General features: G+C 63.1%; 13 protein-coding genes. 6 read left to right on the top strand and 7 right to left on the bottom strand.

The window, feature by feature from the left end:
- Together ACK1VC_RS21775 and ACK1VC_RS21780 are read right to left on the bottom strand one after the other, a co-directional pair.
- The coding region (locus ACK1VC_RS21775; RefSeq protein ID WP_449118042.1) for an NAD(P)/FAD-dependent oxidoreductase at window positions 1–1,283 on the bottom strand (1,283 nt) is incomplete at its 3' end.
- Between the two features lie 24 nt (window positions 1,284–1,307).
- Window positions 1,308–2,672 carry a glutamine synthetase family protein gene (locus ACK1VC_RS21780; RefSeq protein ID WP_060519171.1) on the bottom strand — a complete coding sequence of 455 codons (1,365 nt, stop codon included), beginning with the start codon at window positions 2,670–2,672 and terminating at the stop codon, window positions 1,308–1,310.
- Window positions 2,673–3,242: 570 nt separating this feature from the next.
- On the opposite strand from ACK1VC_RS21780, the gene hrpA reads away from it, so the two are divergent.
- Window positions 3,243–7,148: an ATP-dependent RNA helicase HrpA gene (hrpA, locus tag ACK1VC_RS21785; protein ID WP_449118043.1), complete on the top strand. Its 3,906-nt coding sequence runs from the start codon at window positions 3,243–3,245 to the stop codon at window positions 7,146–7,148.
- A 174-nt stretch (window positions 7,149–7,322) separates the two neighbouring features.
- Window positions 7,323–8,444 (top strand): beta-ketoacyl-ACP synthase III, encoded by a 1,122-nt coding sequence (locus ACK1VC_RS21790; protein ID WP_016488556.1) that lies wholly within the window; start codon window positions 7,323–7,325, stop codon window positions 8,442–8,444.
- Between the two features lie 213 nt (window positions 8,445–8,657).
- Here ACK1VC_RS21790 and ACK1VC_RS21795 read toward each other — a convergent pair whose 3' ends face one another.
- Window positions 8,658–9,902, bottom strand: coding sequence for a putative porin (locus tag ACK1VC_RS21795; RefSeq protein WP_016488555.1), 1,245 nt, complete (start codon window positions 9,900–9,902; stop codon window positions 8,658–8,660).
- Window positions 9,903–10,164: 262 nt separating this feature from the next.
- Here ACK1VC_RS21795 and ACK1VC_RS21800 point away from each other — a divergent pair, with 262 nt between their 5' ends.
- Window positions 10,165–11,292 carry a GNAT family N-acetyltransferase gene (locus ACK1VC_RS21800; protein ID WP_191086865.1) on the top strand — a complete coding sequence of 376 codons (1,128 nt, stop codon included), beginning with the start codon at window positions 10,165–10,167 and terminating at the stop codon, window positions 11,290–11,292.
- Window positions 11,293–11,455: 163 nt separating this feature from the next.
- Here ACK1VC_RS21800 and ACK1VC_RS21805 read toward each other — a convergent pair whose 3' ends face one another.
- The 4 genes from ACK1VC_RS21805 to ACK1VC_RS21820 all read right to left on the bottom strand — a co-directional run bounded on the left by ACK1VC_RS21805 (window position 11,456) and on the right by ACK1VC_RS21820 (window position 15,652).
- Entirely contained in the window at window positions 11,456–13,288 is a 1,833-nt protein-coding gene (locus ACK1VC_RS21805) for an ABC transporter ATP-binding protein (RefSeq protein ID WP_191086864.1), read from the bottom strand.
- A 63-nt stretch (window positions 13,289–13,351) separates the two neighbouring features.
- Window positions 13,352–13,909 (bottom strand): peptidylprolyl isomerase A, encoded by a 558-nt coding sequence (locus ACK1VC_RS21810; RefSeq protein ID WP_016488552.1) that lies wholly within the window; start codon window positions 13,907–13,909, stop codon window positions 13,352–13,354.
- Complete coding sequence (locus ACK1VC_RS21815) at window positions 13,903–14,715, bottom strand: alpha/beta fold hydrolase (RefSeq protein WP_060519163.1); 813 nt, start codon at window positions 14,713–14,715, stop codon at window positions 13,903–13,905. Before ACK1VC_RS21815 ends, ACK1VC_RS21810 begins: the two co-directional genes overlap by 7 nt.
- A gap of 13 nt (window positions 14,716–14,728) precedes the next feature.
- A complete protein-coding gene (locus ACK1VC_RS21820; protein ID WP_016488550.1) occupies window positions 14,729–15,652 on the bottom strand; it encodes a LysR family transcriptional regulator in 924 nt (307 codons plus the stop codon).
- A gap of 48 nt (window positions 15,653–15,700) precedes the next feature.
- Between ACK1VC_RS21820 and ACK1VC_RS21825 the strand changes: the two genes are divergently transcribed.
- From ACK1VC_RS21825 to ACK1VC_RS21835, 3 genes are all read left to right on the top strand, one after another.
- On the top strand, window positions 15,701–16,015 hold the full coding sequence (locus tag ACK1VC_RS21825; RefSeq protein ID WP_024717905.1) for a hypothetical protein: 315 nt from the start codon (window positions 15,701–15,703) through the stop codon (window positions 16,013–16,015).
- 107 nt (window positions 16,016–16,122) lie between these two features.
- Window positions 16,123–16,722: an FMN-dependent NADH-azoreductase gene (locus ACK1VC_RS21830; protein WP_016488549.1), complete on the top strand. Its 600-nt coding sequence runs from the start codon at window positions 16,123–16,125 to the stop codon at window positions 16,720–16,722.
- A 229-nt stretch (window positions 16,723–16,951) separates the two neighbouring features.
- Window positions 16,952–17,827: a carboxylate/amino acid/amine transporter gene (locus ACK1VC_RS21835; RefSeq protein WP_016488548.1), complete on the top strand. Its 876-nt coding sequence runs from the start codon at window positions 16,952–16,954 to the stop codon at window positions 17,825–17,827.
- Window position 17,828: the final 1 nt, after the last annotated feature.

Below are 17,828 nucleotides of genomic sequence, written 5' to 3' on the forward strand. Positions count from 1 at the left end.
TAGTACCACATCCCCGCCGCCAGCAGCGGGTTGCCCAGCAAATCCCCCATCGGCACCCGCACATGCTTGCACTGGGCAAAGGTGTCGAACTTCTCCAGCGTCCCGGTCAATGCCTCGGCCATGATTTCGCCCATGATGTGGCTGGTGGCAATGCCGTGCCCCGAATAACCCTGGCAGTACCACACGTTGTCCGACAGCTTGCCCAACTGCGGGATGCGGTTGACCACGATGCCCATGGCGCAGCTCCACTGGAACTCGATCGGCACGCCTTTCAATGCCGGGAAGGTGCGCTCGATGCACGGGCGCAGTTCACTTTCGATATCCCGTGAGTCACGGCCGGAATAGTTGGCGCCACCGCCGAACAGCAGGCGCTTGTCGGCGGTCAGGCGGTAATAGTCGAGCACGAAGCGGCAGTCGTACACCGCCAGGTCCTGCGGGTTGATCTGCTCGGCCAGTTCACCCAGCGGCGCGGTGGTGACGATACCGCCCATGGCCGGAAAGATCTTGCCCTTGAGCTGGCGCTTTTCCAGTTTGTGGTACACATCGCCGGCCAGCATCACCTGGCGTGCCTCGACCCGGCCGTGGGCGGTTACCACCGCCGGGCGCGGGCCGTGGACGATGTCCAGCACCTCGGAGTTTTCGAAGATCAATGCACCCAGGCTGTGGGCAGCGCGGGCCTCACCCAGGCACAGGTTGAGCGGGTGCAGGTGCAGGTTGCGCAGGTTCTTCAACGCGCCCAGGTACAGCGGGCTCTGCAGGTGCTCGGCCACTGCGGCGCGGTCGAGCAATTGCACCTGCTCGCCCATGCCCCGGCGCTGGGCCTCGGCCTCGAATGCGCGCAGCTCGTTCATGTGCGAGGGCTTCATCGCCGCGTGCAGGTGGCCGTGCTTGAGGTCGCAGTCGATGCCATAGCGCGCCACGCGCTGTTCGATCACCTGGTGCCCGCGCCAACGCAGGTGCCAGATGAAATCGTCGACTTCGGCGCCCAGGTGGCTACGCATCTGCGTGCGCATGGCCTCGTCGCCCGACAGGCTGCCGGTGACCTGGCCGCCATTGCGCCCGCTGGCGCCCCAGCCGATGCGGTTGGTTTCGACGATGGCGACCTTCAGGCCACGCTCGGCCAGCTCCACCGCCGTGGCGACGCCGGTGAAGCCGCCACCGATGATGGCCACGTCCACCTGCACCGTGCCCTTGAGCTGCGGGTACTCGGTGTGGTCGTTGAGCGTGGCGCTGTAGTAGGACGGCGCACGTTGCGCCGGGCCATTGTTCAATGCTGCGTTCATGGGTGTTCCTTGTTATGTAGGGGCTCAGGCCTGGTGCAGGTACCAGCGCCAGTCCTGCTCGCTGACTTCGGCCATGAACTGGCGGTACTCGGCGCGTTTGACCTTCAGGTACACGCCAAGGAAGTCTTCGCCCAATGCTTCGCGGGCCCAATGGGAATGTTGCAGGGCGTCGAGGGCAGTCAGCCAGTCGGTGGGCAGGTGTTCGGTGGCCTGGGCATAGCCGTTGCCTTCCACCGGTGCGCCCGGGTCCAGCTGTTCGCGGATGCCCCGGTGGCTGGCGGCGAGAATAGCCGCTGCGGCCAGGTAGGGGTTGGCGTCGGCGCCGCAAATGCGGTGCTCCACATGCCGGCTGTTGGCCGGGCCGCCGGGTACACGCAGGCTCACGGTGCGGTTGTCCACGCCCCAGGTCGGCGCCAGCGGCGCATAGCTGTTGGCCTGGAAGCGGCGGAACGAGTTGGCGTTGGGGCAGAACAGCAGCAGCGAATCGCGCAGGTGGCGCAGCATGCCGGCCACGGCCTGACGCAGCAGCGGGGTGCCGGCTTTGTCTTCACTGGCGAACAGGTTGTTGCCCGCGCTGTCCGCCAGGCTCAGGTGCATGTGCATGCCGGTACCGGCCAGGTTGGCAAACGGTTTGGCCATGAAGCAGGCCTGCATGCCGTGGGCGTGGGCCACGCCTTTCACCAGCCGCTTGTAGCGCACGGCCTGGTCCATCGCCTGCAGGGCGTCGCCGTGCTCCAGGGTGATTTCCACCTGGCCGGGTGCGTATTCCGAAATAGCGGTACGCGCCGGAATGCCCTGGGCCTTGCAGGCCGCGTACAGGTCGGCGAGGAACGGTTCGATCTGCTCCAGTTCACGCAGGCCATAGACCTGGGTGGTGCGCGGGCGGCCACCATCGTTGTCCAGCGCCGGTTGCGGGCGGCCCTGGGCGTCGCGTTGCTGGTCGAGCAGGTAGAACTCCAGCTCGCAGGCCATCACCGGGTGATAACCGTCGGCTTTCAGCGCTTCGATGGTGCGCAGCAGCACATGACGCGGGTCGGCGACGCTGGCCGGCAGGCCTTCGCTCGGGTGCATGCTGACCTGCACCGCAGCAGTGGGCACCCGGCGCCAGGGCAAGCGCACCAGGCTGCCTTCGAGCGGGTAGGCGCGGCAGTCGATGTCGCCCACGTCCCAGACCAGGCCCGAGTTTTCTACGTCGTCGCCGTTCAGGGTCAGGCCGAGGATGGTGCTGGGCAGCGGCCGGCCGGTCTGGTACACGGCCAGCAGTTCCTCGCGGTGCAACAGCTTGCCGCGCGGCACGCCGTTGGCGTCAAGGATGAACAGTTCGAACAGCTCGATATCGGGGTTGTCGGCCAGAAAACGGGCAGCCTGCTCTGCGGGTGCAAAGTGCATGATTGATTCGCTCACGTACGCACGGGGCCACCGCACAAGCAGGCGGCCCAGTTGAGTCAAATGGCCAGACGCTGGCCGGTTTTGTTCACAATGGCGTGAGTGAAGTGTCCGGTGGGCGCGCGTGGCGGCAGTGCCACAGGGCCCAGAAGGCGAGGATGATGTGGACCAGCGGATTTTCCCCGGCACGGCTCCGGGCCTTCGGGAGCGAAGGGCGGGAAGACGGTGGCGCGATGGGCTGGACGGGAGTCATGCCTTTGATACTCACATGCGGCGTAAGGTTGATTAAAGCAGTGAATGGCAACCTTTACATATGCCCTTGCTAAACTTTCAGCCGCCATACGATCCCTGCAGGAGCGGCCTTGTGCCGCGATGGGCTGCGGCAGCAGCCCCGGCACTGTGTGCTGAGGCGCAGATCCTGGGGCTGCTGCCGCAGCCCATCGCGGCACAAGGCCGCTCCTACAGGGACCGTGCCAGCCTGGACAGCAAAGTAGGCTCAAATCTGCGACAATCGCGCATCCTTCGAATGCCGATCATGAAAAAGCAGGCTCACCTGCATCACTAAAAAGCCCCATGACTGACCACGCCATCGACAAACTGCTGCAAAACCTCGACCACGCCATGATCGCCGACCGCCATCGCCTGCGGCGGCAACTGCACGAACTGCGCAAGCGCCCCGACGAGGCGAAACTGGCGCAGTGGGTGGAAAAGGTCCAGGCCTCCTGCGCTCAGGTCACCGCGCGCCAGCAGAGTGTGCCGACCGTGCGTTACGACGACAACCTGCCGATCGCCGCCAAACGTGACGAAATAAAGAAGGCCCTGGCCGAGCACCAGGTGCTGGTGATCGCCGGCGAAACCGGTTCGGGCAAGACCACCCAGCTGCCGAAAATCTGCCTGGAGCTGGGCCGTGGCAGCCATGGCCTTATTGCCCACACCCAGCCGCGCCGGATCGCCGCGCGCAGCGTGGCGGCGCGGGTTGCCGAAGAGCTGGGCACGCCCCTGGGCGGGCTGGTTGGCTACCAGGTGCGTTTCGAAGACCAGAGCGACTCCAATACCCTGGTCAAGCTGATGACCGACGGTATCCTGCTGGCCGAAACCCAGCACGACCGCCTCCTGGAGCGTTACGACACCATCATTGTCGACGAAGCCCATGAGCGCAGCCTGAACATCGACTTCCTGCTCGGCTACCTGAAGACCCTGCTGCATCGCCGGCCGGACCTGAAGCTGATCATTACCTCGGCGACTATCGATCTGGAGCGTTTTTCCAAGCACTTCGACGACGCGCCCATCATCGAGGTGTCCGGGCGCACTTTCCCGGTGGAAACCTGGTACCGCCCGCTGACCAGCGAGCAGGACGAGGAAGGCAACCAGATCGAGGATGACCTCACCGTCGACCAGGCCGTCCTCACGACCCTGGATGAGCTTTCGCACCATGAGCGCAGTGAGGGCAAGGGGCCGGGCGATGTGCTGATCTTCCTGCCGGGCGAGCGGGAAATCCGCGATGCCGCCGAGATCCTGCGCAAGGCGCAACTGCGCCACACCGAGATTTTGCCGCTGTACGCGCGCCTGTCGCCAGCGGAGCAACAGCGCATCTTCCAGCCGCACACCGGGCGGCGCGTGGTGCTGGCCACCAACGTTGCCGAAACCTCGCTGACGGTACCTGGTATCCGCTACGTGATCGACACCGGCACGGCGCGCATCAGCCGCTACAGCTACCGCGCCAAGGTACAGCGCCTGCCTATCGAGGCGGTGTCCCAGGCCAGTGCCAACCAGCGTAAAGGCCGCTGCGGCCGGGTAGAGCCAGGCATCTGCGTACGGCTTTACAGCGAAGAAGATTTCAACAGCCGGCCCGCGTTCACCGACCCGGAGATCTTGCGCACCAACCTGGCGGCGGTGATTCTGCAGATGCTGCATTTGCGCCTGGGTGCGATCGATGCCTTCCCGTTCATCGAGCCACCGGATGGCAAGGCCATCAGCGACGGCTTCAACCTGCTGCAGGAGCTGTCGGCGGTCAACCGCGAGAACCAGCTGACCCCCATCGGCCGCCAACTGGCGCGTCTGCCGGTCGACCCGCGGCTGGGCCGCATGCTGCTTGAAGGCGCACGCCAGGGCAGCCTGCAGGAAGTGCTGATCGTTGCCAGTGCGCTGTCGGTGCAAGACCCACGCGAGCGCCCGCCGGAGCGCCAGCAGGCTGCTGATCAGGCGCATGCGCAGTGGAAGGACGCTGATACCGACTTTGCCGCACTGGTCAATTTGTGGCGGGGTTTCGAAGAGCAACGCCAGGCCCTGACTGCCAGCCCGTTGCGCAACTGGTGCCGCAAGAATTTCCTCAACTACCTGCGCTTGCGCGAGTGGCGCGATGCCCATCGCCAGTTGTCGTTGATCTGCCGCGAGCTGCAGCTGGTGGTCAACAAGGAGCCGTCTGACTACCAGAAGGTGCATAAGGCCATCCTTAGCGGCCTGCTTAGCCAGATTGGCCAGAAAACCGAAGAGGGCGATTACCAGGGCGCCCGCCAGCGGCGCTTCTGGGTGCATCCGTCTTCCGGCATCGGCCGCAAGCGCCCGCAGTGGGTAATGGCCGCGGAACTGGTGGAAACCACCAAGCTGTATGCGCGTATGGTCGCCAAGATCGAGCCTGACTGGATCGAGCCGCTGGCGACCCACCTGATCAAGAAGAATCACTTCGAACCGCACTGGGAAAAGAAGCGTGGGCAGGTGGTGGCCTATGAGCAGATCACCCTCTATGGCCTGATCCTGGTCGGCCGCCGGCCGGTACACTTCGGCCCGATCGACCCGGTGACCTCGCGTGAGCTGTTCATTCGCGAGGGCCTGGTTGGCGGTGAAATCCAGTCGCGGGCCAAGTGCCTGGCGGCAAACAAACGCCTGCTCGAAGAACTCGACGAGCTGGAGGCCAAGGCTCGTCGGCGCGACATTCTCGCCGACGAAGAAACCCTCTACGCCTTTTACGAAGCGCGCTTGCCGGCGGAGATCCACCAGACCGCGACCTTCGATGCCTGGTACCGCATGACCAGCCAGAAGGACCCGAACCTGCTGATCATGCGCGAGGAAGACGTGTTGGCCCGTGAGGCCAGCGAAGTCACCGCTGCGCAGTACCCGGACAGCCTGCAAGTCGGTGAACTGCGCCTGCCGTTGACCTACCACTTCGAACCAGGCCACCCGCGTGACGGCGTGACCGTGCGGGTGCCGGCACCGCTGCTGCCAAGCCTGCCCGGCGAGCGCCTGGAATGGCTGGTGCCAGGCCTGCTGGAGGCCAAGTGCGTGGCGCTGGTGCGCAACCTGCCCAAGGCGCTGCGCAAGAACTTCGTGCCGGTGCCGGACTTCGTCAAGGCCTCGCTGGCGCGCATGACTTTCGGTCAAGGGGCGCTGCCGCAGGCCCTGGGCCAGGAGCTGTTGCGCATGACCGGTGCACGGGTGTCCGATGAGGCCTGGGACGAATCGGTCAAGCTGGTCGAAGGCCACCTGCGGATGAACATCGAAGTGGTCGATGGCCAAGGCAAGTTCCTTGGCGAAGGCCGCGACCTGGCCGAGCTGACTGCACGCTTTGCCGCTGCCAGTCAGGCAGCGCTGGCGGTGCCGCGTGATGCCAAAAGCGAACAGCCGGTGCAGGCCAAAGCCTTCAGCGAAGTGAAACAGACCGCCCAGCAGAAGATTGCCGGCCTGTCGATGACCGTGTACCCGGCACTGGTCGAAGACAACGGCACCGTGCGCGAAGGGCGTTTCTCGACCCAGGCCGAAGCCGAGTTCCAGCACCGCCGCGCGTTGCAACGGCTATTGCTGCAGCAACTGGCCGAGCCGGCCAAGTTCTTGCGCGGCAAGTTGCCGGGGCTGACCGAGTTGGGCCTGCTGTACCGTGAACTGGGTCGGGTCGAAGCGCTGGTCGAAGACATTCTGCTGGCCAGCCTGGACAGCTGCATCCTTGAAGGCGAACAACCGCTGCCGCGTGATGGTGCGGCCTTGGCCGGGCTGGCAGAGCGCAAGCGCGGCAGCTGGGCTGAGCATGCCGAGCGCCTGGCGCGGCAAACCCTGGAAGTGCTGAAGCTGTGGCATGGGTTGCAGAAGCGCTTCAAGGGCAAGATCGACCTGAGCCAGGCGGTGGCGCTGAACGACATCAAGCAGCAGCTGGGTAACCTGGTGTACCCGGGCTTTGTGCGCGAAACACCCGCGGCCTGGTTCAAGGAGCTGCCACGTTACCTCAAGGCGGTTGAACTGCGCCTGGAGAAGCTGGGTTCGCAAGTGCAGAAAGACCGGGTCTGGTCCGGCGAGCTGGCCAACCTGTGGGCGCAGTACAAGGCCCGTGCCGACAAGCATGCCCAAGAAGGCAAGCGTGATGAGCAACTGGCGTTGTACCGTTGGTGGCTGGAGGAGTACCGGGTGTCGTTGTTTGCCCAGCAACTGGGAACCAAAGTGCCGATTTCCGACAAAAGATTGAGCAAACAATGGAGCCAGGTGGAAGGCTAACCTCCCTTATTTGTGGCAAACTTTGGGGAGTTTGGGGCCGCTTGCGGCCCTTCGCGGGCGCGCCCGCTTCCACAGGGGTGAGCGTACGCCCCAAAATTGGTACTAAAGTGCCATTAATCTGTCATGTTTCCAGCCAGCGCCCCGTGGCGATGGCCTTTGACCAGAGGAACGACCGTGCATAACGTCGTGATCAGCGGCACCGGCCTGTATACCCCGGCCCAGAGCATTTCCAACGAAGAACTGGTGGCCTCCTTCAACGCCTGGTCGCAGCAGTTCAACCAGGACAACGCCGCTGCCATCGAGCGCGGTGAGGTCGAAGCGGCGCCGCTGTCCGACGCGGCGTTCATCGAAAAGGCTTCGGGCATCAAGAGCCGCTTTGTCATGGACAAGGCCGGCATCCTCGACCCGCAGCGCATGAAGCCACGCCTGCCAGAGCGTTCCAACGACGAGCCGTCGGTGCTCTGCGAAATGGCCGTCGCCGCTGCCCGCCAGGCCCTGGAGCGCGCCGGCCGCACCGCTGCCGATGTCGATGGGGTAATCGTCGCATGCTCCAACTTGCAGCGCCCATACCCGGCCATTGCTATCGAAGTACAACAGGCGCTGGGCATCCAGGGCTTTGCCTTCGACATGAACGTGGCCTGCTCGTCGGCCACCTTCGGCATCCAGACCGCCGCCAACAGCGTGGCCCTGGGCCAGGCGCGCGCGGTACTGATGGTCAACCCGGAGGTGTGCACCGGCCACCTGAACTTCCGTGACCGTGACAGCCACTTCATTTTCGGTGATGCCGCCACGGCGGTGCTGATCGAGCGTGCCGACCAGGCCACCTCGGCGCACCAGTTCGACATCGTCAGCAGCAAGTTGTGGACCGAGTTTTCCAACAACATCCGCAACAACTTCGGCTTCCTTAACCGTGCGGCGGAAGAGGGTGAAGGTGCGGCAGACAAACTGTTCATCCAGGAAGGCCGCAAGGTGTTCCGCGAGGTGTGCCCGAAAGTGGCCGAGCTGATCGGTGAGCACCTGCAGGAAAACGGCCTGCAACCGAGCGACGTCAAGCGCTTCTGGCTGCACCAGGCGAACCTCAGCATGAACCACCTGATCGTCAAGAAGCTGCTGGGGCGTGAAGTGGCCGAGGAAGATGCACCGGTGATTCTCGACCGTTATGCCAACACCAGTTCGGCGGGTTCGGTGATTGCCTTCCACTTGTACCAGGATGACCTGGCCAAGGGCTCGCTGGGCGTGTTGAGCTCGTTTGGTGCGGGGTATTCGATTGGTAGCGTGATCTTGCGCAAGCGCTGATTGCCTGGTCTGATCCGAGATAGCCGGGGGCCGCTTTGCGGCCCATCGCGGCACAAGGCCGCTCCTACAAGGGATCGCGTCCCACTGTGGGAGCGGCCTAGTGCCGCGAATGGGCTGCGAAGCAGCCCCCTACAATTTCACAGGCAAAAAAAGCGGGAAACGCCGGATGGGGTCGGCGTTTCCCGCTTCAGCTTGAAGCAGAGAGGGTGACGCTTAGAACTTGGCTTCCAGGTCTACCTGCAGGGTGTCTACGTCAGCATCGCTGTTCGGCAGGTTGGAGTAGTCGGTCTTGGCCATCATGTAGGCCGCGCCCAGCGCAAAGTTCTTGTCGATTTCGTAACCCACCTTGAACTTGTGGCCACGGGAACCGGTGAAGCCGTTACCGAAGTCGGAGTCGGTGAACAGGCTCACTACACCGTTACGCTGTACGTCGCGGTAGTTGTAGTCCAGGCTCCAGGCGCCGATCTTGCTCTTCAGGCCGGCCAGCCAGGCCTTGTCCTTGCCGTCGGTGCTTTCGGTGTTCTTGACGAACTGGCCGTAAGCCGACAGCGGGATGGCGAAGCCGGTGAAGTCGACCTGGCCAAAACCTTCCACCAGTTGGAACTCGTTGGTGGTGTTGCCCAGCGAAGCCAGGGCAGCCGAGGCCTTGTCGTTGTCGTAGCCGTAAATGCTGCCGCCCACGGTAACCTTGACGGTGTCAGCCGCGTTGAACTTGGTACCCAGCTGGGCCGCGTACAGCTGCGCGTCGTGCTTGTACTGCACGCCGTCGCCGTCTACGTTGTCTTTCAGGTTGTAGTGGCCGATGCTGCCGAACACTTCGGCGGGGCCGAGGTTGGTCTTGTAGGTAGCCGCCACGCCTTCAGGGTTGATGTCGCTGTCCCAGATGATGTCGCCCATGCTCACCCATGGCTGCATCATCTTGCCGCCGATCAGGTGCAGGTTTGGCACGGCAGTCGGATGCCAGTCGAGGTAGGCCAGGTCGACCCACAGCGATTTCTTCTCGAAATAGTTGTCCAGGCTTTGGTTGGTCGAGCGAGCATCGGCGCTGCTACCGGTGGCCACACGCACGCCAGCGTCGACCTGCGGGTTGATCTCGCTGTAGAAACCGACACGGGCACGCACGCGCTCACGGTCCTGGTTGCCGCTACGGGAGATCGGGTTGTCAACGTTGACGTCTTCGTAACGCAGGCGCACATCACCCTTGATCTGGGTCTTGGCGGCCCATGCCACTTTTTGTTCAAAGGAGCTCATACGTTCGGACTGAGCTTTCTGGTCGGCCTTTTCCTTGGTTTCTTTTGCCAGGTCACCCTGCAGTTCGTTGTACTGCGCCTGGTTGATCGAGCCATTGGCGCGGAGCATTTCGAGCAGCTTGGCGTCGACAGCAGCACTGGCCGGGGCGCTCAGAGCCAGCATCATGCCGGTGAGGCTCACTCCGGTAAGTGTAGAAACAAGACGCATAAGGTTCTCCCTACTGAAAAAAATGGGGGAGGCTCAAGCGCCTGCCCCTGCGTTGGCATGTCTTCGGAAAGGGCCTGAATAGACAGGTTCTGGGGTTCCGGAAAACAGGCGCAAGTATTGCGGGGGCCAATGACAGATTAATGTCTAATTAGTGGCACTGTTGTTAAGTAATTGAGAGTAAAAGGATCAGCCTGGCTTTCGTCATTTGAGTGCCGGGCCATCCTTGGGGATACTGAGGGCCTTCAGACAGCGAGCCGAAACCGTGACCAGCCTGTATAGCCTTGCCCATTTGCGTGATCTTCCGGCGGCCACCTGGGATGCCCTGGTGCCGGCGGGCCAACCGTTCCTGCGCCATGCCTTCCTCAGCGCGATGGAAGACAGCGGCAGCGTGCAGCGAAATACCGGCTGGGCCGCCGAGCACCTGGTGCTGGAGCGTGACGGGCAGGTACGGGCACTGTTGCCGGCATATCGCAAATGGCACTCGTTTGGCGAGTATGTGTTCGATCATGGTTGGGCGGAGGCCTGTGAGCGGGCTGGCATCGCCTACTACCCAAAACTGCTCGGCGCTGTGCCGTTCAGTCCGGTCAGCGGCCCACGGCTGCTGGCGGCCGATCCGGCTGACGGCTTGCTGATGCTGCAGGCCTTGCCGGAGTATCTGGGCAAGGGTGGGCTTTCAGGTGCGCACATCAACTTCACCGACCCGGCGCTGGACGCGCAGTTGGCCGGCCTGCCTGGGTGGATGGAACGCTTGGGTTGCCAGTTCCACTGGCAAAACCGGGGGTATCGCGACTTCCAGGACTTTCTCGACAGCCTGAGCTCTCGCAAGCGCAAGCAGATGCGCAAGGAGCGAGAGCAGGTGGCAGGGCAGGGCATCGAATTCCGTTGGTACCGCGGTGATGAACTGGACGAGGCACAGTGGGATTTCGTCTTTCTGTGCTATGCCAACACCTATGCGGTGCGCCGTCGTGCCCCCTACCTGACGCGCGATTTTTTCAGCCTGCTGGCCGAGCGCATGCCCGAGGCGCTGCGTGTGGTGATGGCCCGTCAAGGTGGGCGCGATGTGGCGATGGCCTTGAGCCTGGTGGGGGGCGATAGCCTGTTTGGCCGCTACTGGGGTTGCCTGGATGAGTTCGACCGGCTGCATTTCGAAACGTGTTTCTACCAGGGCATGGACTTTGCCATTGCCGAGGGTTACCAGCGTTTCGATGCCGGGGCGCAGGGCGAGCACAAGCTGATACGTGGGTTTGAGCCGGTACTCACGCGGTCATGGCATTACCTGCTGCACCCGGGGTTGCGGCGGGCGGTGGAGGATTTTCTGCTGCAGGAGCGCGAAGGGGTCAAGGGGTATGCCGAGGAGGCGAGGGGGATGTTGCCCTACCGCCGGGACTGATGTGTCTTCGGCTGCAGCGCGATCCCTGTAGGAGCGGCCTTGTGCCGCGAAAGGGCCGCAAAGCGGCCCCGGCAATTATTGCTGCGAAGCTGAAACCTGGGGCTGCTGCGCAGCCCTTTCGCGGCACAAGGCCGCTCCTACAAGAAGCGCGCCGTAGCGCAGATCAGTCGGCCCCGACAAAGCCCCCGGTCTGGTGATGCCACAGCCGGGCATACAACCCTTGTTGCTCTAGCAACTGCGCATGGCTGCCACTTTCGACAATCCGGCCCTTGTCCAGCACCACCAGCCGGTCCATCCGGGCAATGGTCGACAGCCGGTGGGCAATGGCAATCACCGTCTTGCCCTGCATCAGCGTCTCCAGGCTCTCCTGAATGGCGGCCTCCACCTCCGAGTCCAGCGCCGAAGTGGCTTCGTCCATGATCAGGATCGGCGCATTCTTCAACAGCACCCGGGCAATGGCAATGCGCTGGCGTTGGCCGCCCGACAACTTGACCCCGCGCTCACCCACATGGGCATCGAAGCCGGTGCGCCCCTGGGCGTCCGACAGTTGCGGGATGAACTCGTCGGCGCGGGCGCGGCGTACCGCTTCGTGCAACTGCGCCTCGCTGGCATCGGGGCGGCCGTACAGCAGGTTGTCGCGGATCGAGCGGTGCAGCAACGAGGTGTCCTGGGTGATCATGCCGATTTGTGCGCGCAGGCTGGCCTGGCTCACTTCGGCAATGTTCTGGCCATCGATGAGGATGCGCCCGCCCTGCACGTCATACAGGCGCAACAGCAGGTTGACCAACGTCGACTTGCCCGCGCCGGACGGGCCGATCAGGCCGATTTTTTCGCCCGGGCGAATGTTCAGGTCGAGCCCTTCGATCACATTGGCAGCCTTGCCATAGTGGAAGTCGACATCATCGAAATGCACCGCGCCGCGGCTGACCTTGAGCGCCGGCGCGTTGGGCGGGTCGGTGACGGTAACCGGCTGAGCAATGGTCTGCAGGCCGTCCTGGACCATGCCGATGTTCTCGAAGATGCCGTTGACCACCCACATGATCCAGCCTGACATGTTGACGATGCGGATCACCAGGCCGGTGGCCAGGGCGATGGCGCCAACGGTGATCAGTGACTGGCTCCACAGCCACAGCGCCAGGCCTGCGGTGGCAACCACCAGCAGGCCGTTGAGTGTGGTGATGACCACGTCCATGCTGGTAATTACCCGCGAGGCCAGCTGGGTTTTTTCGGTTTGCTCGCGGATCGCCTCACGTGCGTACTGCTGCTCGTAGTCGGTGTGGGCGAACAGCTTCAGCGTCGCGATGTTGGTGTAGCCGTCGACGATCCGCCCCATCAGCTTGGAGCGGGCGTCGGAGGAGATCACCGAACGTTCCTTGACCCGTGGCACGAAGTAGAACAGCGCGGCGATGTAGCCAGCGATCCAGACCAGCAGCGGCAGCATCAGGCGCCAATCGGCTTCAGCAAACAGCACCAGCGAGGTGATCGCATAGATCAGCACATGCCACAACGCGTCCACCGCCTGCACGGCAGAATCACGCAGCGAGTTGCCGGTCTGCATGATGCGCTGGGCAATGCGCCCGGCGAAGTCGCTCTGGAAGAAATTCAGGCTCTGCTTGAGCACATAAGTGTGGTTTTGCCAGCGGATCAGGCTGGTCATGCCGGGGTTGATGGTCTGATGTACCAGCAGGTCGTGCAGGCCAAAAAACAACGGCCGCAGCAGCAGGATCACCACCAGCATCCAGATCAGTTCACCGCTGTGCTCGCTGAAGAAGCTGGCATTTGGCGTACCTTGGGCCAGGTCGATGATGCGGCTGAGGTAGCTGAACATCGCCACCTCGATCAGCGAGGCGAACAGGCCGACCACCAGCAGGGCAAGGAAGCTGGGCCACACCTGGCGCAGGTAATACAGGTAGAACGGCCACACGGTGGTGGGTGGCGATTCACTGGGGGCTTCGCGAAAGATATCGATCAGTTGTTCAAAACGACGGTACAGCATGGGTAACGACACTCCTGTTCCATCCGGCCCTCAGGCGGTTGCACGTCCCTGTGCAGCCTGCGGTCAGTCGATGCGTTTGGCCGACTTGATGTAGACCGGGTCGGCCGGTACATCACGCATGCCTTTTTTGGTGGTGGTTTGCGAGTTGACGATCTGGTCGACCACGTCCATACCCTTGGTCACCTTGCCGAACACGGCGTACCCGGCGTCGCGCCCCGGGTTAAGGAAATCGTTGTCGGCTACGTTGATGAAGAACTGGCTGGTGGCGGAGTTCGGGTTGGAGGTGCGCGCCATCGACAGGGTGCCGCGGGTGTTCAGCAGGCCATTGCTGGCCTCGTTCTTGATCGGGTCCTTGGTGTTCTTCTGTACCATCTGGTCAGTAAAGCCGCCGCCCTGGACCATGAAGCCGGGGATCACTCGGTGGAAAATGGTGTTGTTGTAGAAGCCGCTGTCGACGTACTCGAGGAAGTTCTTGGTACTGATCGGCGCCTTCTCGGCGTTCAGCTCGATTTCGACCTGGCCGAAGCTGGTGTCCAGCATGACGTGCGGGGTCTTGTCGGAGGCCATGACGCTGGTGGCGAAGGCGACCGAGCAGGCGGTGAGCAGGAGTTTTTTCAGCATGGGCTCAAAGATCCTTGAGAGGTGGAAGCGGCTGCGAGGAACTGCAGCAGGGTCTGGTTGAAGACCTCGGGTTGATCGAGGGGCGTAGCGTGCCGCGAATCGTCGATGACCACCAGCCTGGCGTTGGGCATCAAGGCAACGTAACGCTGTTTCAGTTGTATCGGGGTGTAATCGTGGTCGGCAGCGATGACCAGACTGGGACAGTGAATACGGCCGATGCGTTCCTGCACGCCCCAGTCGACGATGGCGTCGAAGCTCTTGAGGTAGGCGCGCTTGTCGTTGCGCGCCCAGCGTTGGGCCATCTTCTGCCGCAGGGCAGCCTGGTGAGGCTTGGGGAACAGTCGTTCGGCCAGGCCCTTGCCGACAGTTTCGACACTGAGGATGCGTGCCAGGCCCCAGCGCTTGAGCCACCACAGCCAGTCGCTGCGGGTACGGCGCTTGACTTCGGGGGCGCTGTTGACGATGCACAGGCTGCGCAGCCATTGCGGGTGGTCGACGGCAAACTGGAAGCCGACCATACCCCCCATCGACAGGCCGACGAAGTGCACGGGCCCCGTGTGCAGGTGTTCGAGCAGGGCCAGCAGGTCGGCACTGAAGGTGGCTATGTGGTAGCCGTCGCGCGGTTTGTCGGAGCGACCGTGGCCGCGGATGTCCATGAGGATCACCCGGTAATGCCGGCTGAGCACCGGCACCTGCAACTCCCAGTCCTGGCAGCTGGAGCCCAGGCCGTGCAGCAACACCAACGGGTCGCCCTGGCCATATTCCTCGTAATGCAGTGCGCATCCTTCGTGTTCGAAATAGGCCATGGGCGCGGTCCTCTCAGGCTTGCGGGGGGGCTGCGAAGGGCACGTCCAGTGGCGCGGTGTCGAAGTTGCGCAGCAGCTCGATGAGAATCTGCGTGGCCGGGCCCAGGGTCTTCTCTTTGCTCGAATAAAGGTAGAACAGTGGGTGGCGGCTGCCACCCTGATCCAGCGGCAATGGTTTGAGCACACCTTCGCGCAGTTCGCGCTCGATCATGTGTCGGGGCAGCCAGGCAAAGCCCAGGCCGCTGCTGACAAAGGTGGAGGCGGTGCCCAGGCTGCCGACCGTCCAGCGCTGCTCTGCACCCAGCCAGCCAACGTCGCGTGGCTGCGCGCGGCCGGAGTCGCGGATGACCACCTGTAGCTGGCTTTCCAGGTCCTGGAAGGTGAGTTCCCTGCCCAGCCGGTGAAGGCTGTGTTCAGGGTGGGCGACGGCGACGAACTCCACCGCGCTCAGCTCGGCGCCCAGGTAGCCGCCAATGCTGTAGCTGCTGATGGCCAGGTCGGCGATGCCTTCGTGCATCACTTCCTCTACGCCAGACAACACCTCTTCACGCAGGCGCACCCGGCAGCCGCGGCTTTGCGGCATGAACGCGGCCAGGGCACGTACCAGGCGGGCACTGGGGTAGGCGGCATCGACCACCAGGCGCACCTCGGCTTCCCAGCCTTGTTCCATATGGTGGGCGAGGTCTTCGAGCTGGCTGGCCTGCTTGACCAGGTGGCGAGAGCGACGCAACAACACGTTGCCCGCCTCGGTCAGCACCGCCTTGCGGCCGTCGATGCGCAGCAGTGGCACACCCAGTTGTTCCTGCATGCGGGCCACGGTGTAGCTGACCGAGGACTGCGAGCGGTGCAGTGCCTCGGCGGCCTGGGCAAACCCGCCGTGATCGACCACTGCTTGCAGGGTTCGCCACTGGTCAAGGGTTACGCGCGGCGCTTTCATCTTTCGCTCCTGTTGTCCTAAGCTGCGCTCTTTCAAGGAGAGCGGCCCATGAAGAAATGTTGTGCGGCAATACTGATGTGCCTGCCCCTCGGGGCCATGGCCTATCCCATCGATGTGGAAAAGGAACTGACCGGGGTCAAGCTGGACTACACCGCCTATGACACGGCCTACGACATCGGCGCCATTACCCTCAACAACTATGGGCAAGTGCCGGCGGCGTGCAAGGTGACCTTCCGCAATGGCCCGGAGGCACCGCGGGTACGCCGGGTGAACGTGCCGGCCGGTAAAAGCGTGGATGTCACTGCCAAATTCAACAGGCAGATCATCAAACTACGGATCGCCGTGAACTGCAGCCCGGAATAAACTGATTAATCGATTGATTGAACCCACTTTTTACGCTTTTTTATCGATAGGTCAAGCCTTAATCTCACCTCCATCGAATCGCACCCTTTTCGCCGATGGAGGCACCCATGTCCCGCGTACTGATCATCGAAAGCAGCGCCCGCCAGCAGGATTCCGTTTCCCGTCAGCTGACCCGTGATTTCATCCAGCAATGGCAGGCCGCTCACCCGGCTGATCAGATTACTGTGCGTGACCTGGCCGTGAACCCAGTGCCGCACCTGGACGCCAACCTGCTGGGTGGGTGGATGAAGCCGGAAGAACAGCGCAGCGCCGCCGAACTTGAGGCCCTGGCCCGTTCCAATGAATTGACTGATGAATTGCTGGCCGCCGACGTGCTGGTGATGGCTGCGCCCATGTACAACTTCACCATCCCCAGCACCCTCAAGGCTTGGCTGGACCACGTATTGCGTGCCGGCATCACCTTCAAGTACACCCCCACCGGCCCGCAGGGCCTGCTGACCGGCAAGCGCGCCGTGGTCCTGACTGCCCGTGGCGGTATCCATGCGGGCGCCACCAGCGACCATCAGGAACCGTACCTGCGCCAGGTGATGGCGTTCATCGGCATTCATGATGTCGACTTCATCCATGCCGAAGGCCTGAACATGAGCGGCGAATTCCACGAGAAAGGCGTCAACCAGGCCAAGGCCAGGCTGGCGGCAGTGGCCTGAGGTTTACTGAATTCCCAACCCTGACACCTGTTTTTGCTCCTTTGGGTGTACTGCCCGGCCAATGGCCGGGCTTTTTTTGTGACTCTACTGAGCCTTGTAGTGCTCGCGATGCGCCGCGCGGGCGGCGCTCGATTTATGCCCTAACAAAAAAACCATGACAGGCACCTGAATGGTTGAACTCATTCGCCGCAACCCGCTAAGGTCGCGGCCTTGATTACGAGAGGCAACCATGGGCTACCTGATAATCGTCGCGCTGATCCAGGCGTTTTCCTTCAGCCTGATCGGCGAGTACCTGGCCGGGCACGTCGACAGCTACTTCGCCGTGCTCGCACGGGTGCTGCTGGCCGGCCTGGTGTTCCTGCCGCTGACCCGCTGGCGCCAGGTGGAACCGCGTTTCATGCGCTCGATGCTGCTGATCGGCGCACTGCAGTACGGCATCACCTACGTCTGCCTGTACCTGAGCTTCCGCGTACTCACGGTGCCGGAGGTGCTGCTTTTCACCATCCTCACGCCGTTGCACGTGACGCTGATCGAAGACGCCATGAACCGGCGTTTCAACCCATGGGCACTGCTGGCGGCGCTGGTGGCGGTAGCCGGTGCCGCGGTGATCCGCTTCGACAGCATCAGCGGCGAGTTTTTCATCGGGTTCCTGCTGCTGCAACTGGCCAACTTCACCTATGCCGCCGGCCAGGTGCTGTACCGCCACCTGGTCGCGCGCAACCCCAGTGACCTGCCGCACTACGCGCGTTTTGGCTACTTCTACCTGGGCGCCTTGCTGGTGGTGCTGCCGGCCTTCCTGCTGTTCGGCAATGCCCAGCACCTGCCGAGTACCGATGTGCAATGGCTGGTGCTGTTGTTCCTGGGCCTGTGCCCGACGGCGCTGGGCCTGTACTGGTGGAACAAGGGCGCTTGCATGGTTTCTGGCGGCACGCTGGCGGTCATGAACAACCTGCATGTGCCGGTGGGGTTGCTGCTGAACTTGCTGATCTGGAACCAGCACGAGCCGCTGGGGCGGCTGTTCATCGGCGGTGCGATCATCCTGGCGTCCGTGTGGCTGAGCCGGTTGGGCGCACGCGCGCAGGCACCGCTGGCCGGCAAGGCCTGAC

It is taken from the genome of Pseudomonas sp. XP2 (assembly GCF_053557975.1).